Raw genomic sequence first — 23,118 nt, forward strand, 5'->3', positions numbered from 1 at the left:
TGGCGAACATAGCGGTTTGGAACCACCTGATCCCATCTCGAACTCAGTAGTGAAACATTCCTGCGCCAATGATAGTGTGAGGTCTCCTCATGCGAAAGTAGGGCATCGCCAGGGCTTTATTCCTAAAAGCGGCTTCTTAGCCGCTTTTTTTTTAACCTTCATACATACACCTGAACAATGGACTAATTAATTAGACGCACATTGAGACGAATTTTGAAAGCAACCATTCTCCGCAGATAAACATTGATACCCGCTAGTAGTGTAAGAATTATTACATTCATTTCCTACCAAAGAGCTGCAACTACTAACAGCTGTTCCTTTGCAGGCTACCGTGGCACAAATTCCACCACCATCAGAACAGTATGAGCCATTCCATTTGCATTGAATATCACTCGAACCACTTAGATAATAGTTGGCGCAAGTGCTTTCGCTAGTAATTTTTGAGCAAGCGCTGGTAGCGGTTCCCGTACATAAGGGCACAGCAAAAGCAGAACTAACTAGACCTAAACCAAAAAGGGTTAATAGGGTTTTCATAAATACTCCTAAATATAAGTTATTTGTATTATTCTAAATTTAGCAGAAACCTTTTATAAAGCAAATGACATCTATGAGCGGCGCTCTTAGCCCTCCTGCAATGGATTTCCCTATTGAAAAGAGGGTTAAAGCCTGGAGTCGTTTTCTCAGCGAAGAACGCCAGTTGTTAACCACATTTCCCTTGTGCGCTAACCTGAGCTTAATAGCTATTAGCTGTTTGGACTTTGGCACTTCAACGGAGTTTTGTGTACAAGTGCCTGGCGATGCACGCTGAAAACCACAGCGGAATAGCTACTATTGCATTCTTCATTGAGGACCCTTTGCCGCTTTGCACAGGACTAACCCACGCATAGGGAAGATGAATGGCTGATACTAAGATGAGAAAGCCCTGTTAATGAGTACTAGTAAAATGCTTGGTAGATCTTTTTGCTCTAGTCTACTCACTCTAAATTTTAGTAACCATAATATAGATTCCATTGAATTATTTACCAAAAGATGAAATCAGTATATTTGGATTTCCCAGGGCTGCACTTAGCCTTATTTGGTGCACTTTACTTGAGTTTGCTCACAGGCACCATTACTCCATGCACATAAAACCGGAGCTCCGCCGCCAATAAGAAGATAATAACTTTGACAGCTAGTTTCGTTTTTAAGGGTACTGCAGTCACTGGTGGCTGTTTCGGGACAAGGAGAAGCAAATAAGGGATTCATAATAAGGAGAGAGAATAGAGCTAGTGGTAATCGGTTCATCACAAGTCCTAAGTATTTAAATATTTATTTTTAATTATAGTGGTTTTTTAGAGGGTTAGTCAGATTGGGTACATTTATATTCAGTATTCTATTAATTGGGGATACCAGTGGGTACCCCAGTAAATACGTCGTTTATTTAAAACGAGGGCTTTCGGGTGCTACAGCTAGAGGAGGAAGTCCGATTAATTTTTGATCATCCCGCGCCCGTATAGCCTTTAAAGCTTCTAAAGAGACATCAATAGCCTTCACCTGCTTAATTGATTCAGTATTAATTCGATTAGGATCGATTAATTCATAGCGGCCATAGATAAAATTTCCAGTACGAAGGGCTATATTGGCTAAGCAAATTAATGCATTCAATATCCCATTTAGGATTATTCCTATTCCGCGATGCTTTTCTAAATGGCATTTAGGTGCTTCTTTTATTAGGCCTTGGCATCGTTCCGCAAATTCTTTCGTCGACATAGTTGCATTGGGAGCAATAAATTTTTTCCTTTCTTCTGCTAAGCGAGCGCATAAGTTAAACGCTTCTTCACTTGCTTTCACCGATTTTTTTACTAACAGGGCTGCCTTTTCTTCTAATTGTTCTAAATAAGTGTTGAAACCGCAAAACGTTAAGTGAGCCATTCTGTTTTCGGTTGGACTGATAGGGTCGGTCGTGCTTTGATTAGTTGTTTTATTAGCCTGACTAAGATGTATTGATAGCCTACTATCTTCCTCTTTAGATTTATCCTCTAATTTGAAAACAACGGTTTTTTTGGCATGGTTCTCTGTTGGCGAACTTACGCGGGCGGCGCTTGGTTCGACTAAGGAAACCCAATGAAATCGCCCCAAATTATTTAATAAGAGATCGGGCCGACGTAATTGTGATCCGGAGCTAGGTACGCCATTGTGATAAATTTCTAATAACATTTCATTATCGTATACGATATCAACACCATCATTACCGTTGGGATACTCTTGCCGCCCTTGTAAATAGTCATGCAGGTTGATTAAGGTTTCTTCTGAGCCCCATACTGTGTTGGTATCTAAATGAGCAATATATTTATTAATATTTAAGTTATTGTTGGCAGTAAAAAATTGGGACGCAGTTTCAAATACCAAATTAGATAAAAAGGCATTGTGATAAAAAGGAGTGACGCTTAATTCATCTTTCCTAATGCTGTCTTTCTGGTCTTGGTATAATTTCTCTATTAGCGCTAACCAAGCCGTTTGATGGTCTTTGATCACCTCTTTAAAAGGTAGTGTTTTGTTTTGGATTATTTCCTTGCAAAATAAGCGTTGATGCAGAATATGTGCTTGAATTTCTTCCTGCGTGAAAATTTCTTCTTTAACTATCTTTGCAACATAAGCCTCCCATTCTTGAGGATATTGGGCTTTTGCTTCTATGAACGAGAGTTCTTTTTTGGGTAGTAAACGGTGCAGAAATTGATAGCGAAGCTCTGGTTTTTTGGCTAAGTCTATTTTAGAAAGGGTTTTATCACTTTCTTCATAAGTCTTCTGCAGGAATAAATCCCATTGGCTTACAAACTTATTAATTACTTGGGGGAAATCTAATTTTCCTTCCTGCAGTAAATCTTTAATAAATTGTTGTTGGACTTCATACTCTTCAATGATTTTTCGTTTAAGAAGGGCTAGTTTTTCTTGATAAATTTTTTCGGCTTGCGTGCTCCATTCTGCAAAATATCTATCAATAATAGTGGGGTAATGTTTGGCCATATGTTGATGTAATTCAGAATCAGGCTTCCGGATATTAAATACTTTATAAATTTCAGCTTCCGTATAATCAGGTAGATTAAATTCTTGATCTTCAAATAAAACAGCTAAGGGAGACTGATTTTTTTCTAATTCCAAACGGAATAAGTATAGCAAGCCATAATTAATAGCGGTTAGGAGGGAGGAGCGTTTAGGCTTATGAAGTAATTCTTCTTTTACTTGCAAAGCGGCCATTCGACGCGTGGCCTCGCCTAAAATAGGCTCAATAATAGTGGCTATTTGTTCAGCTGAAAAGTGGAGTTTTTGGGGATTTTTCAATAGAGCATGTAATTGTTTTTTCTGGAGTTCGCTTAATTCTAATTTAGTGAAGATTTGTTCTGCAAATTCGGGGTTTCTTTTGTTTAATAAAAAATACATTAAGGAAATACTATAAGCATAATACATACAATTCCCTTTACCACTATTGTCTACTTTTTCCCTAGGCATGTTATCTCCAATAAAACAATTAGTCCAAATGATCTAATTTATGCTTTATTATTATGCACAATACTGCTAGGTATGTAAACAGTTTTGTCATAGTTTATCGCAATCTTGTCTTCGCTACTTATCAAATCGTCGATAAATAGCTTTGCCAAGTAAAAATAGAGCGAGGAAGAAAAGACCCCATAGCACTAATAGAGGAAGAAAATAAATAATTAGAACAATTATTCCATAGCTTAGTTGTTCCAACTGATCCAATAAGCTTTGATAAGCCGCCTTAGCTACCTTGACGAGGTCCCATGAGCGCATTTTTTGGATGGGACTTGCCGGTTTTATTTCTAAACTAATATCAATTAACGACAGTGCCACTGACTCGGAGTAATATTTTATTTGTCCCTCGACTAAGTCTATTTGCCCTTGGGTGTCAGTGAGCTGTTTAAAAACATCTAGGACATCCTCGGTTTTTTTAGCACCATCCATAATTTTCTCTAGTTGTGCTTTTGTGGTTTCCAAATTTTTTAAAGTACTTTGTAGATCCACATATTTTTGAGTAATGTCTTCGCCACTAATATCTTCGCTTTTGACTTTGATAGCCATTGTTTTTAATTGATCAAGGGCCTTTTGTAAGCCTTCTGCCGGTATGCGTATGGATATTCGCGCTGTATTATAGATTCCAACTTCATCGCCTTGATTACTGTTGGAACTAACGACATACCCCCCCGAATTATTGGCTAAATTAGTAATTTGGTTCATTGTTTTAGAAATATCATTTACTTCTAAAGTTAGGTTTGCATTGCGGATAATCATCCGTTTCATCGCGGGTTGACTGGTGGCATTAGGTACTAGCGGTGCATTATTTTGAATAGCATTACCACCTACTTGCGTAAAAGCTACGGGAGTAGGGCTGGTTGACGCCTGCACTTGTTCTAATTGAGCATATTGAGCCGTGGGCGCAATGGGGCCAGGAATTGAGGTAAGGGATCCAGAGCTTCCGTACATAGTGCTGCCTGAGATAGTAAATAAGGAATAAAATGCTAAGAGCGAAGAAAATAAACCAATCGCTGCAAAGATATAAAGTGCAATTTTTTTCATTATTAAACCTTTCTTCTCTCTTTAAGGTTTAAGTATAGTTTGCTTTTAGCAAAGTAATTATTTACTTCTTATTTTATTTCAGTGAATTACGACGCTAAGGTTTTAAATAGCGATCTTTTAATCGTACATAATGGGCTGCTGAATAGTCTAGGTGCTCTAATTCCTTTATCGTTAATTTTCTAATGGCCTTTGCTGGGTTTCCTAGATATAAATAACCGCTTTCTAATCTTTTTCCAGGAGGAATAATGCTGCCTGCCGCAACCATGACATGAGACTCAATATGGACATCATCCAAAATTAGAGCGCCCATACCAATAAGACAGTAATCCTCGATGGTGCAAGCATGTAAAACCGCTTGATGGCCTACGGTAATTCCCTTGCCTAGAATAAGGGCACGGCCTCCTGGGGTATAAGGTCCATCGTGGGTCACATGAAGAATAGCTCCGTCTTGGATACTGCAGGCAGGACCTATGGAGATGGAATTGACATCTCCTCGAATCACTGCCATAGGCCAAACAGAACTATCATCACCCAGAAGGACATCACCAATGACTAGGGCTTTAGGATCAATATAAACATGTTTTCCTAGGCGTGGCGTTTTATTTTCAAAAGCTCTTAAATTATCATTCATTTTATGTCATCGTTACCAGTTCTTCAGCGCTAGTGGGATGTATAGCCACTGTATTATCAAAATCTTTTTTACAAGCCCCCATTTTAACGGCTACAGCGAATCCCTGTAGCATTTCGTCCGCCCCGTATCCTATAACATGCAAGCCAATTATCCTTTCTTCTTTCCCCAGGGTGACTAATTTCATTGCGGTAGGGGTTTTATCATCACTAAGTGCATCAAACATCGGATTAAACCGGGTTTGATAAATTTTAATGTCCTTTTCCCCGTATTTTTTAATCGCGTCTTCCTCGCTCAGGCCGACGGTACCAATAGGTGGATGGCTAAAAATAACGCTACTTATATTTTCATAGTCGAGGCAAGCTTTAGTTTGACCACCAAATAACCTATCCGCTAAACGTCTTCCAGCCGCTATCGCTACAGGGGTAAGGGCTGGGGCTTTAGTCACATCCCCAATAGCATAGATACCGGGGATCGAGGTGTTTTGATAAGCATCCACCTCAATTAGGCCATGCTCATCTGTTTTTACCTGAATTTTGTTTAAATTTAAATTTCCGGTGCGGGGTTTGCGACCAATAGCTGAAATTACTACGTCAATATCATGGATAATAGAACCACTTTGGCATTCAATACTTTTTCTGCCATCACTTTGTAAAATTATAGCTTGTGCTTTATGATGGCAATGAATATAAATGCCTTGTTTTTTCATGATTTCTAATAAATTAGAACTGAGCATTGAATCAAAACGACTCAAGGGGTATTCTCCGCGCATCAAAAGATGCGTTTCACTTCCTAAAGCATGAAGAATTCCGGCAAGTTCAACACCGATGTAGCCACTACCAAGCACTGCTACCTTATGGGGTAATTTAGTTAAAGAAAAAAAGCCATCTGAATCAATAACGTGTTGAATACCATTAATATTCGGAAGAAGGGGCTCTCCCCCGGTTGCGATAATAATATGGCTCGCTTTATAGTGCTTCTCGTCAACTGAAATAGTGTTTGCTGTTTCGAAAACCCCAATGCCTTTAATGCGGGTTATTTTCTGATCATGAAAGCGTTTAGCATAATTTTCTCTCAGCCGCTCAATATAATGGGTACGTCGGTTGACTAATTTATGCCAATCCAATTTTATTGCGGGCGGCGAAAAACCATAATCATGGCTTTTATGCATCATCTCGACCAAGGTGGCCGCGTTATACATAATTTTTTTGGGGACGCAGCCTAAGTTAACGCAAGTACCACCTAAATGTTGTTGTTCAATTACTGCGACTTTGGCCCCATATTTGGCAGCGCGTACAGCGCTTGCAATGCCGCCGCTGCCACCACCTAGTACTATCAGATCATATTTATTCGTTTTCATAATGAATTCTTATAGTTTGGCTAAAAGCTCTTCCTTTGTCTTTTGATCAACAAAGGCTGATTTAATGGCCATACGAGTAATGGCATTCATGGTTTCATTACTGTATTGATAGGCCTCTTGTACTTTCTTGTATTCATGGGCCAGAGTGGTGCTCATAAAGGGAGGATCGTCTGAGCTAATGCTTACCTTTATCCCTGCCTCATAAAATTTAGGGAAGGGATGGTCTGCCATATTTTTAAATAAGCCTAAAAAAATATTACTGCTCGGGCAAAGTTCTAAGGTTATTTCTTTTTCTTTTAATAAATCCATCGTTTCGGGTGAATAGATAGCATTAACACCATGACCAATTCGCTTAATCGGTAAATGTTCAATAGCCTCCACCATCCCTGCAGCAGAAGCAAATTCACCAGCGTGGACCGTGCATTCAAGACCTGCATCGGCGGCAATTTGATAGGCTTTTTTAAATAGTTTTGGTGGAAATTTCGCTTCATCACCGCCTAGCCCGAACCCAGTAACACAAGGAAAACGGTCTTTATGCGCTTGTTTGGCCACTCGTTCCCCTGCTTTTTCACCAAAATGACGAACCGCGGTGAGGATTATCCGCCCGATAATATCAAAGTGCTCTTTTGCATCATCAATAGCTTGTTGAATGGCCGCCAGATGTTCTGCTGAGGGAATACCACTGGAGGATTCCGCATGATCAGGGGAATACATCATCTCAACATAAATACCCTGATGTGCCGCCGTATTTTTTAAATAATCATAAGTAATGTCATAATAATCTTGCGGTTGTTTAATGACCGCGGCTAAGGTGTCATAAACGTTTAAAAAATCGAGAAAGCCATTTGACACGTAGCTGACTCCATCAGGAGCTACTAAGCCCTGGGGAAGGGTTAATTTATTGCGCTGCGCCAATTTTTCCGCGAGCTGAGGAGTAATGGAGCCCTCTAAGTGGACATGCAATTCCGCTTTTTTTAAATTCATAGTTCAATTTACCTTATCCTAGGATTTTTATTAATGGTAACTTAGAAGAAAAAACGATAAAATAGAATTAATAAAAATATTGAGAATTAACTTATGAGCAATGATATTGATATCGATAAGGCCTATGTAAGCCCCTATGATCAATTTTTATTTGAGTTTGATACCAAACATGCAAAATCTGCCTCGCAAATGAAAGAAATCAAAAAACATGAGCGTTTAGCGTTAATGCGTGATAATAAAGAGTACAAAGCAGAAGATAGTAGTATCTGGACTGATTTTTAATTTAATTAATAATGCCAGAGAACACGACGAACACTACAAAAAGCACACCGTTTTTTGATAAACAAGCTGTTGATTTTTTGAGTGGATTTATTGCTGGTACTTTTTGCGCTGGAGCCTTCCATCCGATCGACCGGGCTCTTTATCTCTCGATTAGCGAAGAGCGCCCCTTTTTTTCGCGCTTAAATTTTATTCATCCTTATCATGGCTTAACGCAAACTTTATTACAACGGGCTGTAATAGGGAGCAGTTATTATATTGTCCAGGCCAAAATGAATGCCTTTATTACCGCGAACCTTCCTGTTAATGATTTCGCGCAGCGGGGTCTAATAGGCCTTTCGGCAGGAGCTTCCTATGGTTTAATGACTAATGCTGCGGCAATGGTTAGAGCGCATATGTGGGGTAATAGTTCTCGGACCTTTGTAAGAAGTTTTAAGGAAATTGTCTCATCACAGGGGTGGCAAGCCCTGGGAAGGGGACAAAAAGCTAGTCTTGCCCGTGACATCAGTCACGGTAGTACTTATGAAATACTTCGCCATCAATTCCATAAAACGAGTAATGCATACCTAGCGCCACAATTTTATGCAGAACATCAAAATAGCATCCATTTTTTTAATAATTGTTTCGCTGCCTGCATTGGGACTATTCTTGCTTCACCGTTTAACTACGCGCGAGCTAAACAATTTGCCACCCCGGCTAAAGAAACGCCAGTTTCTGTTTCCCACATTTTACAAGGTGTTTTAAAAGAAGCTTCAGGATATAGGAGCACCACCGCACGCTTGCTTTTTTTCCAACAAAAATTGCGTATTGGAATTGGGACAGGACGTTCTGCCTTAGGAATGGCGGTTGGGCAAGAAATTTTTGATCGGACACGAAGTCTATTAAGCGATAAAATAGAAGAGTATTCTCGTCCTGCTCAAGGCAGATAACCCGCGAGTTTCTAAATGGTTTATCGAGAATTTTTTGAGCTATGATAGACCTTTAGTTAATCCCCATCTTTAGCCCAAGCATGTGCTTTAAGATTCAACCTTCTTTTTGAGATAAATAGTCTGGATTTATGAGCATTTAATATTCAGTTAATCCTGATGCTTTAAACTAGGTATATTTATTGGGAGAAAAAAATGCCAGGAATAACCTTTGATATTACTAAATGTTCAATAGCCGAAGATCAACAACGAGTTGCTACCCAATGGACTAAAACCTTCATTCATAACCCCCCTGATGAGGGGAAGCACATGGCTCAATTAATCATGGCGTGCTTGGGGCGAGGTGATTTTAAAGTTCGTGATTTTATGTCCAATACCAGTGACTTACTGCCTCCCTCGCAACACCTGACTATTGCTGATTATTTATCTCATGGCAGTCGTATAATTATTGATTATAATTCTTTGTCTGAGGTTCATGTCCAAGAATTATTGGCTTATTTTCCGGATCCAAGTCCCTCTAACAAGGTTTTTTCTCGTTCCGCTACTCATGATGTGAACCAAGGAAATGAACACATTGTAGAAGGGAAAGGCTTTATGTTAGGTGTTAAAGGGCAATTACCTGCAGTGATTAAAACACCTCGGGACTTCGGTATTAACATCGCTATGGGCGGTGCAGGGCAAGATAACTATAATGGCAAAAAGATAGCGGCCAATGGGTTTAGCGGACATTTTTATTTCCATCGTAATACTGAACACAAATTACTATTAGCAGGGCTAGAGCAATCAGCACCATCTTCCGCTATGAGTTTATTGGTTGGCAGTGAAAAATATCCTGAAGAAGAGCAACAAGGACATGATCAGTTTGGACAAGGGCATTCCTTAACTGGGGCGTCTGATACTTATACTGCAGCAGGTTCATTATATTTCAGCGATCCTATGTACCAAGCCAAGTTATTTCTGGAAAAGGGCGTTTTTCCGCCCGCGAAATATGGTGCCATGCAGGTGACTCTTACTAATGACAATTGGCCGCAGGTTAAAGAGTGTCTGGAAAAAATACGCGCTACAGCAGAGAGTGGAAATGAGGAAGACTTAGCAGCAATTTTATTAGAAAAGCCCTCGACAGCCGCTGAACGTGAGGTTAGTTATAGCAGCTATATTGCCCTTGATTTTAGTGCTTATTTAAAACAGGCTTACAAAGTATTTATTGAGAGCAGTGCGTTGCCGGATGAAGAAAAATCTAATTTATTACAAATGCAAGGGCAATTACTCGGTTCTATTAAGAACTTACAATTTGGAAATTTAGCGGTTTTACCTGAATTTGAGATGCTTATCCAGAAAATCACTGAACTTGAGCAGGTGCCACCAGAATATAAAGAGGCGCTTGGTCGCATTCGCGACTTATTTAAGCTTCAGCTAAGTGTGGATCCTAAATTAGAAAATACCCAGATGAGCCGCCCATATCAATTTGGCGATATAACTTTTCAGGCCTTGAATAATATTCATCAACGGGTTAATGGAAGTATAGACGAGGAGGAGAGTTTAAAAGATTATGAGTTTGGTGATATTTCTTGGGGTATTTTAAATAGAATTAATCAAAGTAGAGAGGGTTATCAGTTTGGTAATATAAGTTATGCTATCCTTTCACGTGTTCATCAAACAATTAATGGGAATGAGAGCGACTACCGCTTTGGAGATATTACTAGTGGATTATTAAGCCGTTTAAAATCTAAAGCGCAAACTACAGAACTTAATTCCACTCCTGTGCAGGAAGAAACTGTTACCAAAACTCCCGGATATCGTTTTGGAGATATTACCCGTCATTTGATTTGGGGCAAACCTCCGGTTAGCGATGAAAAACCGCAAGAAGAACATAATAAGGACTCTATAAATTCAAATTCGATAGGTGGGCTTAATCAATAAACTGATAGTTGAGCTCACCAGAGGCCCAGATTTATTATTTCAAGGCCTTAATGGTGAGCATTTAAAATAAGAGCGCGCATTTTCGTCAAACATCCAAATCCTAAATGCAACAATTAAATAAGCCTGCGTTTTGCGGGCTTATTTTAATTTAACAAGGCATGCATGCCTTTATAAGAAAGAATAGTTAATAAAGAGGCCGCAGGTAAAGTTAAAACCCAAGACATAAAGATATTGCGGATAACAATGAGGTTTAATGCACCAATACCTCGAGCAAGGCCTACCCCTAAAACTGCGCCCACTAAGGTTTGGGTGGCTGATACGGGAATTCCTGTACTAGTCGCCACTACAACCGTAGTAGCAGCTGCCAAGGTTGCGGCAAAGGCACGGCTAGGTGTTAAGGCAGTAATACTGCTGCCTACCGTTTCAATTACTTTCCGGCCATAAATTAACAAACCAGACACAACGCCCACGCAGCCAAATAAGATGATCCAAGAAGGGTAGTTGGTGGCGCCCACTGTGTGTTGAGGATTCATTACTAAGCTATGGACTATAGTTAAGGGGCCTACAGCGAGCGAGACGTCATTAGAACCGTGAGCAAACGCCATAGCACAGGCAGTCATCGCCATAAGTACCGCAAAATATTTCTCTACTTGCACAAAACGCTCGCGACGTTTAATTTTGGGGCTTTCAGGAATATTTTTAATAAATACCATACCCATAATTGTAATAATAATACTCGTTGCTAAAGTAACCGCGAGGCTTTGCTTAATATTTAAATGGATTTCAAAATGGCTTAATCCTTTAAAGACAGTAATAAAGGATAAGATAGAGCCAATCAGGAATAGGTAGATAGGGATATACAATTTGGCCTTAGTCAAGGGATTAGTTTTTATAAAAATGGTTTGTTGGATACTAATAAACAAGAGGTAGGCGGTAATACCTGAAATTAGAGGGGAAGTTATCCAGCCCACCGCGATACGGCTTACCTGCTCCCAATGGATAGCCTCTGTACCTAAAACCATAGCACCAAAACCCACCATTGAACCTACTAAGGCATTGGTGATAGAAACCGGGACACCTAGATAACTGGCTAAATTCATCCAAATAGTACAAGCAAATAAGACGCTTAGCATGCCTTCAATAAGGATTTGCGGTTGAGCTGATAATTGGCTGGTATTGATAATGCCATCGCGCATGGTTTCAGTAACGCCACCACCACCAAGAAAGGCGCCGGCAAATTCAAAAACAACAGCAATTAGCATCGCTTGTTTCACAGTAACTGCTTTAGAGCCCATTGTGGTACTCATGACATTAGCTAGATCATTAGCACCAACGCCCCAAGTCATAAAAAAACAAAGAAGAATAGCAAAAGCTAGATAAAAAATTGAATAATCCATAGGAATTAACTACCGCGCAATTAAAATTTGAAGGCGAGCACCCACAGTTTGCGCGTGCTCGGCTAATTCTCCAATCCATTGAACCAGTTTATAGAGAAACATGACTTCTATAGCTGACAACTCATTCTCTAATTCAAAAATACGATGCCTTACTTCCGATAATCGTTCATCGCTGTCGTGTTCAATCTCATCAAGGGTTACAATCATTTCCTCAACAATTTTTACTTCATTGCCACGAAAGCCTGTTTCTAATAACTCATCAAGTTCGTTAATTGCTTTACAGGCTTGCTTCGAAGCATCTAAGCAGCGATGCAAAAAAGGCATAAAAGAGGGGACTAAACGTTCTGGAATGCACATTTTACGACTAATAATAAGCTCAGCGATATGCTCGGCTTTATTAGCGATTTTATCTTGTGCACTTAATAATTCTAATAAATCAGTGCGTGATACAGGAAGAAATAAGCCCGTTGGCAGATTAAGTCGTAAATCACGCTTGATTATATCAGCTTCTTTTTCTAGCGCTATAATTTTTTCTTTTATATTTGTAGCGGTTTTCCAATCTTTTTCTAAGATAGCCTCAAAAAATGGGTACAACTGTTTGGCGCATTGATGCGCTTTGCGAATGTGTTGTTCAATAGGCCTGATTGGTGATGGCCCAAACATATTAAATATGCTACCCATAGTCTTTGCTGCTATCTCAAAAAGAGGTTGCAGCGATTATACCTAAACTTTGAGAGGAACAAAACAGTTTGATTTTCCTCCTTGGCTTTTTGGCCAAACCTTAAGGTTTGCTGCTACACTTTAATCATCACTTTGAGTATGGGGCTATAATGAAAAAATGGTTAATCCTGCTCTTCTTTTTAGTAAACCAAGTGTTTGCTCAACCCTTTGTTTCTAAAGTGATAGAATTGCATTATTTATCGGCAGACCAAGTGGTGGAATTGCTTAAGCCTTTAATGGTAGAGGGTGAACAAGTCAGTGGTTCTGGGCAAATCTTAATTTTAAAAGTTAGCCCCCAAACTTTATCGGATATCCGCAATGTCTTGCATAAAATTGATGTCCCTCCCGTTAGCTTTACTGTAACGGTGTATCAGGGGGATGCGAATTGGTTAAGTAAGCAAGGGAATGAGGTGGTGTACAGCACTAGGCCACAATACCAAAGTCCGCCAAGCCAATCGGTTTCCGTATTGAACGGCCAAACGGCTTTGGTTTCCATGGATAACCAAATCCCGATTGTGCAAGCTATAGGCTATGGTTTTTATGCCGGAGCTATTTATCAACAGCATACAGTTCAAACCGGTTTACTCGTGCAGCCTATTTTAAAAGGCTCACAGGTTCAATTAGCAGTAAAGAGGATAAGGCAGCAACAGAATGTCCCGGGTAGCCAACAATTCGGTGAGCAACAAATAGATACCACCATAATGGCACCTTTAAATAAATGGGTTGCTTTAGGCACTACGAATGGCAGTAATGAGTTGAGTCAATCTTCAACGGTGTATAGTAATCGACCTTCCTTTGTGAAAAATTCTACTTTGTATATTAAGGTCTCTATAGACAAGACTGTACCTGGGTCACAGTGAAAGTTCAGTTTCAATGAGGCTATATTTAATCCTTGTTGCTCTAAATTAGAGCAATATTGGTGTATACTTAAATTAATACTAACCTTGCTGGGGGATATATGGCACTTATCACATCATTAGCTAACCATCTATTAATTGCCATGCCCTCTTTACATGATCCAAACTTTGAGAAATCAGTAGTTTATGTATGTGAGCATCATACTCAAGGATCAGTGGGATTGATTATTAATAGACCCATGCAATATCCGCTTTCTATTGTTTTTGAACAATTAGAAATCGAACCTATTCGCGTGGAACAAAATCGCTTGCCTCTATTATTTGGCGGTCCAGTTCAACCTGAGCGAGGCTTTGTGATCCATAAACAAATAGGTGGATGGCGCTCAAGTTTATTTTTACAAGATGAGGTGACGGTTACCACGTCCAATGATATTATCCGGGCCATTGCGCAAGATGCCGGCCCCAAAGATGTCTTAGTTACTTTGGGTTATTCCAGTTGGATAGAAAAACAATTAGAACAAGAAGTCATGGATAATGTGTGGTTAGTTTGCCCTTATAAATCCGAGCTCCTTTATGAAGTGCCTTTCGCTCAACGCTGGGAATATGCCGGTTCACTTTTAGGAATTAAAATGAATCAACTTGTTTCTAGTGCTGGTCATGCCTGAGGTTTATCTAGGTTTTGATTTTGGTTATAAACGAATTGGCGTTGCTGTAGGTCAACGTTTGACCTGCAGTGCGTCGCCATTAACTACGCTCGCGGCAAAACAAGGTATACCGGATTGGGAGCTTATTAAAAAAATTATTACGCAGTGGCAAGCGAAGGCTTTAATTGTTGGCCTTCCAACTTGTATTGATGATAGCGAGTTATATACAACTGAGGCGGCACGTCGTTTTGCGAAACAGCTAAGCAAACGTTTTTCGCTACCCGTTCATTTAGTTGATGAGCGCTTATCCACTGTTGAAGCCAGAGAACAATTATTTGCCCAAGGTGGGTATCGTAAGCTCAAAAAATCTGAGGTGGATAGTATAGCAGCATGTGTTATACTTGAGCAGTGGTTACAACATCCAGAATAAGGCTTATGAAACATTTTTTAGAGATTAGTCAATTAACTACAGAAGATGTACTTCGTTTAATTCATCGTGCTTTGGAATTTAAAAAAAGCCCGCAATATCCATCCTACCATCAACACAGCGTAGCCAATTTATTTTATGAAAACAGTACCCGGACGCGAGTAAGTTTTGAATTAGCTGCAAAACATTTAGGGATGAAGGTAATCAACATTGATTTGCACAGCTCTTCGGAAACCAAGGGCGAAATTATCGAAGATACCCTACACACCTTAGCGGCAATGGGAATAGGGAATTTTGTGATTCGTCATAAGCAGGAGGGCATGCAACAAGTCTTAGCTGATAGAGTAAAAAATGTTCATATTGTTAATGCCGGTGATGGCACTCATGCTCACCCCAGCCAAGCACTGTTGGATATGATGACTATTATGGAAGAAAAGCAGGAGCCATCTGCTTTGAAAATTGCCATTTTAGGTAATATTAGGCATTCGCGGGTGGCTCATTCTTTTCAATGCATCGCTAAACACTTAAATGTAGGGGAACTGGTAATGGTTGCGCCATCCATTTGGCAACCTCATAAACTGCATTATGGTCGGGTGACAAGCGATATTAAGGAAGGGCTTGCCGATGCCGATGTGGTGATGTGTTTACGCGTCCAAAAAGAACGCTTACTTGAACATGAGTTCTTAGATTTAGCCGCTTACCGCCAAGACTTTGCCTTAACCCAAAAAACCCTAGCTTATGCAAAGCCTGATGTTATGGTGATGCATCCGGGACCTATGAACCGTGGTATTGAAATAGATAACCATGTTGCTGATGGTGATAAATCATATATTTTACAGCAAGTAACTAATGGGGTTTATGCCCGAATGGCAATTCTAGAGGCTCTAGTCTGCGAATAATTAATAACAATAAGGGTTGCTATTGCGCAGTGGTTCAACCTTCAATGACTATGAAATGATATAGTTTAGCGCAAAACGCCTCCCTTATTCCTAATTTATCACCTTTACTATATAAAACACTTCACTTAATTCTAAACGTAGGTGTCTCCAAAGGGCAATCTTTAGAATTTTGGAAGGAGATTAGGGCTTCCATCATGGTCAGCATGGATTGTGCTTCCGGATGGCCTTGGGCTCGCCTATCGTTTATCCACTCAATGACTGTTTTACCATTATATTTAATATCGATATTAAATTCTTCTGATACTAGCTCATATTTTTCAATGGCGGCCTCTAATAATCCTTTTGACATGGACATGGCAGCAAAGCCCATAATAATGCTTATTTGGTCATTGTCTACTTCCTCTCTTGCGGGGAGTGCATTGATGCACCGTTCTCCAGCTAGAGCTTGGTCCGAGATCGCCCATAATATCGCTTCTAACTCGTTAATCATCGTTATCTCCAACTTATAAGGTATTTTGATTGGATTCATTTTGTTGAGCAGTTTTAGCTAGTCCCTCTTGAAAAGAGGCTTTAAAGTCCTTTGATATTTGCGTTGTGTGAATGGTAAGAGGCGAATCTCGCTCCAAACATTCTTTTAAAGCATCAAGAACCCGAGGCATATTGCCAAGAGTAGAAGTGCGGACCGGGTTTAATTGATTATTCGAATCATGATATTGAAAAAGCGGTAAAGTTTTTAAGTCAGCTTTATTGATCATATCCATAGACACAGAAAAAATAACCCCATCAATAGACACCGTTAAATGATTAGGTAAAGCTATAAGTTTTTGTCCAGGTTTCAATTCAATATTATAAAACAAATTCTTACTGTTAGTAATTAGCATGGCACTTGAATCTACACTAGCAATTTCAATTTCCCCTTGGCTAATATCACTATTTAATAGCCCCAGGGTACCAGGAAAAGCTGATTTTATATGATCCTGTATATCATCAGGTAAGGGGCGGTCGGCAATAACATCAAGGGATCTGCCATTAGGGACCATCACTGTTGTACTATGATTAGGCAGAGGTGCAAACCGAAGTGTTAAAAAATTTAATACGGCAATAGGATCATCTAAGTTATGCCAAAAGCCATGAAATACCCGTTGTTCATTTTGCTCATCATTATCCACATCTATATTCCATTTCCCTTTTAATACTTGTAGCTCATCATAGATTGCAAGCCAGATTTCCATAGGGAGTTGAGGTGGTTTACCCATAGATTGCCAAACCTGTCTATCTGCTTTAAATCCTCTAATCAGCAAATTCTCCCAGGTAATATCCTCCATAATATAAGGATGCTTTTCCAATAAAGGCTTGACTATGCGTTGATTAAAATCATTTAAAAAACCTTTATTAAAAACCATTAAAAAAGGTGTTTTAGGACCGCCCAGCTCTTTGGTTGCGTTGAAAATAAGATATTGCTTATAATAATCTAAGGCAGGAGCTAAAAGGGGAATTATACTGGATAATTGGTTTTGATAGGCCTTTTGGCTTCCCCCAAATCTTCGCTGTTCTTTAGAATCTAATTTGTTATAGTTATCAAAAGAATTGTTTAAGGCATCCGCAAACATTTCAATTAACCCCTCATCCGAAAAACCCTTCAAGAATGGGACACCATCAGTAAAGTTTCGAATAAGTCCAACTAGTTCCTCTTTATTATTTTTTAAAAATTCAATGTTTTGCTCTTTTGTCATGGGGAAAAAATCTTTTCCTGCATTAGGAAGATCAGTCCAATACATACCCGGGGCAGATTCTGAGGAAAAATAGTTTTTAATCCGCCTAAGTGACTCTTCATTAAGTTCCATGTAGTCGTCTCCAGACATCATGACTACGTACTGACTATCGCTTAGCTCCAAACCAGTGCCTGAATCTAGTGCGCTTAAAATTTGATCTCCTGCCGCTGCGGCATAAGCATAGGCACATTGACCTGCAATAATAACTTCACCTTTTGCTTGGCTGGGTGTTGCAAACTTTAATAGCGAAGAACGAGATGCACTTCCACCATCTAAAACAATTATATCTTGTTGGGCCTGCTTTTCCCGTTCTCTCAGATTCATTAGGGGCAGAATAGAGCCAATAGCAGAATAATGTTTTTGTTCTGCAAAATAAGCTCGGTCAAGGGTAGAATTTGAATGTTGCGTTATCGTATGCAGGAAGGGACGTTTAAACGTTACTTTTTTAGGTGCAGTATTATCGGGCTCTGATTCAATATAAGGCTTCTGATAACCGTATTTGGACAGTTTAAATGCTTCCCTTTTGCTTAAACTGTCTTTATCCAATTGAGTCAATTCTTGCTCTGGCAATATAAAAGTTTCAGGAAATGAGATCGCAAAAATTGATAAATCTTCTACGCCTCGTTTCTCTTTACCAAAATTAATAGTGGGTTGCTCCCTTTTAAATCGTTGGACATCAGGTTTTACCACCAAGTTAAAAAAATCCTTTAATTTAGAAGAGTAGGCATCCAGTATTTTTTGTTTCACTGGTTCTTTTAAATTACTGCTATTAATTGCTGCTTTGATTTCTTGAAAATCGGCTCTTTCGGTTAATTTTTTTAAAGCCGCCTCAACATCGAGTTGATTCAAATCATTAATGATCTCGCCTGGATCAAGACTCATTAAGGTTGAATGGCCGTTCGAGTCTGGATAATAACCTGTATCTCTCATAAAGTTAGTGTCTAGATCAAACAAGCCTCGGCTCCATAATTTATCAAATAAATCAATGGCCTCATCAAATAGCGCATCAATTTGATTACTGCTTTCTAATTGATCTTCCAAATTATCATCAGGATTTATTTTTTTCAGACATTCGTAAAATCGACTGCCAAAAGTTTCCTCAACCGGAACGGACTGTTTCACATTAGAGTAAGCTTCAATGACTCGTTCCTGTCCCAAGATGTTTAGCTTAATAGGATGATCAATCATTCTAAAGGGAACAATTAAGTCTTTACCTAGTTGTAAAGAGGTTTCATAGCCAATGGCTTTATAGGATTTGTTTTCAACGGCTGAAATTACTCTCATTACAAAGGCATTTAATTCCCGCCAATTTCGTAAGGCAGCCATATTGCGTTGCAGAACTGGGTGAGCTAATACTTGATTGAGTAATCCTGCTGTTTTTAAGGTTTCTTCCTGTGCATCAATAGTGGTTGCCTTTCTATCTTTAAAAATAACATTCTTAAGAATGGTAAAAAAGTCATCACCTAAAGCTTCATGGGGAATTTTAATAATCGACCCGTTTGCTAATCTAAAAACCATATTTTCAGCACCACAACCTAAAAGTTGCGTTTTATTATCTTGTAGTTTCTCATATAAACTGTCGTCTAAGCGACCGCGGATTTCAATCATTCCTTGAAAAATGCTTGCTTGTTGTTGCGTCTTATAATCGGATTCATTCTGTCGGGAATCAAAAAAATCTACCGGGAATTCATCAATAGGAAAACCGCATTTTGCTGCTAGGAGTAATAGTTCTATATCAAAACCCATCGATGTGTCTTGAGGATTCTTTGCACGAATAGCTTCCCATGCGGGTTGACTAAAAAATTTAAACCCAGTTTGAGTATCAGTCAGAGCAAAGAGTCTCGGGAACATCGATTTAATAAATAGATTTAAAAAGCTACTTTGTAACAGAGGAATAACCGGTTTGTTCTCTACTTCGGATTCATCAAGTCGTCTGGAGCCAATTGCAAGTGAGCCCTTATCCAGACCTTGGGCATGAATTTTTGAAATAGCTGCACCTATTTCTTCAATATGAATCTTATCGGAGAAATCGATATAACCCACGATAGAGCATCCTTCTTGTACACCATGATCCATGCCTAATTTAACGGCATCGGCTTTAGGACACTCTTGGCCGGATGGAGGATTGCGAGCTATTTGTTGCCCGGTGACTAAACCATCAGATTCAGAAAACAAGATGTCATCAATATATTTGTCAATACCCGATAGGCGTTGATCTTGAGGACGGGTATCAACCACAATAAAATGAAATTCAATATTTTTTAAATGGCCATAGGCTTTTTTTAAATCCTCTATTTTTCCTTTAAGGTTCTTATCAATATAAGCCTTAGAGGTCTTATCCATATTATAATTAAGCACGATACCTATTTTAATTTTTTCTTGTGTGGTTTCATCTATATTGGCTAAGTCAAAACGATTTTGCTCAAGCCGTGTTGGGTTCATGGGGAGAATAATGCGCTCAACCTCTTCTTTTTGGGGTGCTTTAGATTGCTGCCATTGTTGCAATTGGCGTTGATAGGTATGATTTTTTTGCCGGCTTAACACGTGGTCAATGAACTGGGTTCTTTGTTGGCTATCATTAATAGTAAGGGGCAACTCTGCTGAATTTTTTGGAAGATCATAACGCTGCACATTTTCTAGAAGATAAGTTACTCTATTTTTTATCAAAAGCACTCTATTAGAATCATCGATAATGATTTGATCTTGCGAAGTATTTAAATCAACAAGCGAGTCAATATCCTTTACTGAGTATACTTTAATCGTTTTAGGGTTAATACTTCCCGTTAATACTCTATCTGCGCCAAGATCTTTTAAAGAACTTCTTGGCGAGTTTTTAAAACCAACTAACATGCTTAGAGGATTTTCATCACCTAGCAGAAGCGGAATAATGACGCGTATATAGTTAGGATTTCGTTGTAATAGCTCACCAATAGAATAGCCTTCAGGGAAGGTGTCAAGAATAAAGCCCAGATAACTCGAGGCTTCGACATTTTCAAAAATTGCAGTGAGATCATCAATAACGCTTTTGATAATTTCTTGACTTTCAGGGGCATTTCTTGCCAATGCATTAAATAATTCACGGCTATCAATCATGAGCTTTTTAATTTCAGCTGGGGCAATAGCACTATAAATTTCATTAAAATAATTAACAATCACCCGAAATCTGCCATCATTTGCAAGATCCATTAATTTTATAAAGGGCTCACCCTCCTTACTCAATTGATCTATTAATTGTTGACTGGTCAAAAGCTCGCTAAGATGGGGCATTTGATGTTGTTGTGCTAAACGACTTGAGATAGCTCTTAAGCCAGAAAACATATTCATAGACTGGCCAGCAGATTGTGACTCCAGGGCTGAATCCCGCCACACACGTCCCGTTTCTTCTAAATGGAGTGCCAGAGAATATTTCGGAACCCCTTCAAGCTCACAGTCCTTCATTAATCGAATAATTTCAGGATCAAAAGCCATGGAAATTTCTTCAAAGTGATGATGAATATCAGTAATTAATTGAGCACTAAATGCTTTCGAGCCTACTTGGGTATCTGATAATTGTACGTTCAAACTAGCGCGTACTAATTGATTGAATAGAAAAGACTGTAACTCCCGTATAGATGAACGACCATATACATGAGAGTGTTCGATTCGGCGTGAACCAATTGCTGCATGTTTTGACTTTCTTAAAAGAGGATCTAGCTCAAGTCCTAATCCTGCTAAATTGATAGAGAGATCAGCATCAGTGCTATACACGATATCTGCTTTAGGAGCTTTATATTTTTTTGTTTGCTCGGAGTTACAGGTTTGAGCTAAATAACGCATTCCAAGATGTACAGCAGCACCTTTTACCGACTTTTTGGCTAATTCATCGGGGGTGATTTGGCTTAACTCTGGATTTTTATAGGCTTGCTGTTCTTCTCTTAAATCATCCTCATAATCAAGACAAGTCACTTTACTTTGTAGATGCTTAATTCTAGGATCTTCTTGCATTCTTTTTTGTATTTCATCGATTGTACGGTGTTCTGAGCTAGATTTTGCTTCATCCTCGACGAAAGTAAGGTGCCAATCTATGTTATCTATCCCTTCAAATAAAAACTCTAATTGTTCAAGTTTTCGTGCTAAAAAATCTTCGCCGGTATAGCACTCGCTTTTAGTCTTAATCCGGTTATGCTCTTTATGAACAGGTATTAAAATCCCTATATTCTTCTTTATACCTTGCTCACCACTTGTTTTAAGTAATTCATTATTATTGTTTAGGAGAATTTTAGAGACAACTATTTCGACAACACTATAATCATCAATAGATAGCTCTTCGGTGCCCCAATATTTATGGGACTTCAGTAACTGCTCTATTTTTGTTTGTATGTGCTCTCGCGAGCTTTTGCTTGGATCCAGAGGATAGCCTTGTGTTTCTTCAAAAATTTTAAGAATAGCGCGAGCCAATATAAACTGGTTATGAATTTTTTCATTTTCAGAGTCATATGAGGACGCTAATAATTGATGGTAGGTTTCAGTTTCCTGCCCACTTCTTTTAGAGCCTTTTTCATGTAAATAAGCGAGGAGTTTATCCTTTTCATCTTGTTCATAGACATGAGACTTTTGGCCTCTAATTTGTTTTTCTTTATAATCACGATACTGCAAACCTAGTGCTACAACGGCGCTGCGGGTATCTGAGTCGGTCAGCGCACGAGTACCTAATTTTAAAGTATTAACTAGGCCGATGCCGGATGAAACGGTTTTTGCTTTATCAAAAACAGTGCTAACCACGCGAACCATTTTCACGGTTGGTTGATAAGCACCGTCCGCTATTGTTTTCACCTGGTTTGCTATCCCGCTTAACACAGACAAGGGATACCATTGATCTTTTTTGGCCGACAGCATTTGATCTAATTGTGCGTAGAGTATTTGGTCGGTAGTTTCAGAAGAGTGCTTCATCCGTTCGATTTCGCTTGTTACTCTCGCTAATTGTTCCAATGAAATGGTTTCTACTACCTCATAACTTGTTTGCAGTGCGTCAAGCTCCTTCTGAGACAACCAGGTATTTGGAGACTCATCCTCAGTAGTGATTCTCTGATAGTAGTCTTCAGAGAGTATATTTAATCGCCGGACTTGCATTTATATGCCCAATCATTATTAACTCTAACTTTAAATATAGTCTAAAAGCATAGTTAAAATCACTTGTTAAATATACTTAAGAGTAAACGTGCGAATCGCAATGATAAACTCTGATGCTTAAAGCGTGTTGGGCCGAACGGGCCAAGCTACGATGCTTAATTGATTTAAAGTTTATCTCCTCGGTCAACGCGGCATTTGTGGCATTTGCTTGAAAGACAAGGCTTGTTGTAAATGAGTGCGTTCTACTTGCGGTTTATTTTCCATATCTGCGATTGTTCGTGCTACTTTGAGAAGACGATGGTAACCACGTGCTGATAATTTTAATTTGCTCATTGCTTGCTGCAAGAACTGTTGGCCCGCTTCTTCCAATTCACATACTTGCTCACACATCCGCGCACTAAGCTGACTATTTAGGCAATTTTGACGAGTCATTTGCAATTCGCGTATTCGTATTACTTTTTCTTTTAGCACGGGACTTTGTCTTTCCTGGAGTTGATTAGTACTTAATAACTCATGTTACGCACATAAACTTGTAGTTTGACTAAAAAGCATTAGAATTCCGCCCTTAATTTTAGGGAGGGAATTAAATGGATATGCTTGATCTTTATAGTGATTATTTGATTT

At 39.1% G+C, this 23,118-nt stretch carries 19 protein-coding genes and 1 rRNA gene; 8 read left to right on the forward strand and 12 right to left on the reverse strand.

Features of this window, described 5'->3' with window-relative positions; genetic code table 11:
* Positions 1–114: ribosomal RNA gene (gene rrf / locus ELY15_RS05365) — 5S ribosomal RNA — on the forward strand; the annotation flags it as partial.
* Between the two features lie 72 nt (positions 115–186).
* On the opposite strand, the gene ELY15_RS05370 is transcribed toward rrf, so the two are convergent.
* From ELY15_RS05370 to ELY15_RS05405, 7 genes are all read right to left on the reverse strand, one after another.
* A complete protein-coding gene (locus ELY15_RS05370) occupies positions 187–534 on the reverse strand; it encodes a hypothetical protein (RefSeq protein ID WP_127098630.1) in 348 nt (115 codons plus the stop codon).
* A gap of 537 nt (positions 535–1,071) precedes the next feature.
* Positions 1,072–1,284: a hypothetical protein gene (locus ELY15_RS05380; RefSeq protein ID WP_127098632.1), complete on the reverse strand. Its 213-nt coding sequence runs from the start codon at positions 1,282–1,284 to the stop codon at positions 1,072–1,074.
* Positions 1,285–1,416: 132 nt separating this feature from the next.
* Entirely contained in the window at positions 1,417–3,486 is a 2,070-nt protein-coding gene (locus tag ELY15_RS05385) for a hypothetical protein (RefSeq protein ID WP_127098633.1), read from the reverse strand.
* A 114-nt stretch (positions 3,487–3,600) separates the two neighbouring features.
* Complete coding sequence (locus ELY15_RS05390; RefSeq protein WP_127098634.1) at positions 3,601–4,572, reverse strand: DUF4349 domain-containing protein; 972 nt, start codon at positions 4,570–4,572, stop codon at positions 3,601–3,603.
* 94 nt (positions 4,573–4,666) lie between these two features.
* Complete coding sequence (locus ELY15_RS05395; RefSeq protein ID WP_127098635.1) at positions 4,667–5,203, reverse strand: gamma carbonic anhydrase family protein; 537 nt, start codon at positions 5,201–5,203, stop codon at positions 4,667–4,669.
* Between the two features lies 1 nt (position 5,204).
* The gene (gene gorA / locus ELY15_RS05400) at positions 5,205–6,560 is read right to left on the reverse strand and encodes a glutathione-disulfide reductase (RefSeq protein WP_127098636.1); all 1,356 of its coding nucleotides are present in this window, start codon (positions 6,558–6,560) and stop codon (positions 5,205–5,207) included.
* A 9-nt stretch (positions 6,561–6,569) separates the two neighbouring features.
* Positions 6,570–7,544, reverse strand: a complete 975-nt coding sequence (locus tag ELY15_RS05405; protein WP_127098637.1) for an adenosine deaminase — start codon at positions 7,542–7,544, stop codon at positions 6,570–6,572.
* 93 nt (positions 7,545–7,637) lie between these two features.
* Here ELY15_RS05405 and ELY15_RS05410 point away from each other — a divergent pair, with 93 nt between their 5' ends.
* From ELY15_RS05410 to ELY15_RS05420, 3 genes are all read left to right on the forward strand, one after another.
* Positions 7,638–7,826, forward strand: coding sequence for a CBU_0585 family protein (locus ELY15_RS05410; protein WP_127098638.1), 189 nt, complete (start codon positions 7,638–7,640; stop codon positions 7,824–7,826).
* An 11-nt stretch (positions 7,827–7,837) separates the two neighbouring features.
* The gene (locus tag ELY15_RS05415; protein ID WP_127098639.1) at positions 7,838–8,752 is read left to right on the forward strand and encodes a hypothetical protein; all 915 of its coding nucleotides are present in this window, start codon (positions 7,838–7,840) and stop codon (positions 8,750–8,752) included.
* A 192-nt stretch (positions 8,753–8,944) separates the two neighbouring features.
* On the forward strand, positions 8,945–10,669 hold the full coding sequence (locus ELY15_RS05420; RefSeq protein ID WP_127098640.1) for a hypothetical protein: 1,725 nt from the start codon (positions 8,945–8,947) through the stop codon (positions 10,667–10,669).
* 143 nt (positions 10,670–10,812) lie between these two features.
* Here ELY15_RS05420 and ELY15_RS05425 read toward each other — a convergent pair whose 3' ends face one another.
* Positions 10,813–12,066, reverse strand: a complete 1,254-nt coding sequence (locus ELY15_RS05425; RefSeq protein ID WP_127098641.1) for an inorganic phosphate transporter — start codon at positions 12,064–12,066, stop codon at positions 10,813–10,815.
* Between the two features lie 9 nt (positions 12,067–12,075).
* Positions 12,076–12,747 carry a TIGR00153 family protein gene (locus tag ELY15_RS05430; RefSeq protein ID WP_127098642.1) on the reverse strand — a complete coding sequence of 224 codons (672 nt, stop codon included), beginning with the start codon at positions 12,745–12,747 and terminating at the stop codon, positions 12,076–12,078.
* Positions 12,748–12,896: 149 nt separating this feature from the next.
* Here ELY15_RS05430 and ELY15_RS05435 point away from each other — a divergent pair, with 149 nt between their 5' ends.
* From ELY15_RS05435 to ELY15_RS05450, 4 genes are all read left to right on the forward strand, one after another.
* A complete protein-coding gene (locus ELY15_RS05435) occupies positions 12,897–13,646 on the forward strand; it encodes a type II/III secretion system protein (protein WP_233586523.1) in 750 nt (249 codons plus the stop codon).
* A gap of 98 nt (positions 13,647–13,744) precedes the next feature.
* Positions 13,745–14,308 carry a YqgE/AlgH family protein gene (locus ELY15_RS05440; protein WP_127098643.1) on the forward strand — a complete coding sequence of 188 codons (564 nt, stop codon included), beginning with the start codon at positions 13,745–13,747 and terminating at the stop codon, positions 14,306–14,308.
* Positions 14,301–14,717 (forward strand): Holliday junction resolvase RuvX, encoded by a 417-nt coding sequence (ruvX, locus tag ELY15_RS05445; protein ID WP_199744173.1) that lies wholly within the window; start codon positions 14,301–14,303, stop codon positions 14,715–14,717. The genes ELY15_RS05440 and ruvX overlap by 8 nt, the downstream gene beginning before the upstream one ends.
* 5 nt (positions 14,718–14,722) lie before the next feature.
* A complete protein-coding gene (locus tag ELY15_RS05450) occupies positions 14,723–15,613 on the forward strand; it encodes an aspartate carbamoyltransferase catalytic subunit (RefSeq protein WP_127098644.1) in 891 nt (296 codons plus the stop codon).
* A gap of 121 nt (positions 15,614–15,734) precedes the next feature.
* On the opposite strand, the gene ELY15_RS05460 is transcribed toward ELY15_RS05450, so the two are convergent.
* The 3 genes from ELY15_RS05460 to ELY15_RS05470 form a co-directional block, all read right to left on the reverse strand.
* Positions 15,735–16,103: a hypothetical protein gene (locus ELY15_RS05460; RefSeq protein ID WP_127098645.1), complete on the reverse strand. Its 369-nt coding sequence runs from the start codon at positions 16,101–16,103 to the stop codon at positions 15,735–15,737.
* A 13-nt stretch (positions 16,104–16,116) separates the two neighbouring features.
* Positions 16,117–22,494 carry a hypothetical protein gene (locus ELY15_RS05465; protein ID WP_127098646.1) on the reverse strand — a complete coding sequence of 2,126 codons (6,378 nt, stop codon included), beginning with the start codon at positions 22,492–22,494 and terminating at the stop codon, positions 16,117–16,119.
* 183 nt (positions 22,495–22,677) lie between these two features.
* Positions 22,678–22,965 carry a hypothetical protein gene (locus ELY15_RS05470; protein WP_233586524.1) on the reverse strand — a complete coding sequence of 96 codons (288 nt, stop codon included), beginning with the start codon at positions 22,963–22,965 and terminating at the stop codon, positions 22,678–22,680.
* Positions 22,966–23,118: the final 153 nt, after the last annotated feature.

Origin of the sequence: Legionella sp. km772, assembly GCF_003989735.1 — a bacterium.
Taxonomy (GTDB): Bacteria; Pseudomonadota; Gammaproteobacteria; order Legionellales; family Legionellaceae; genus Legionella.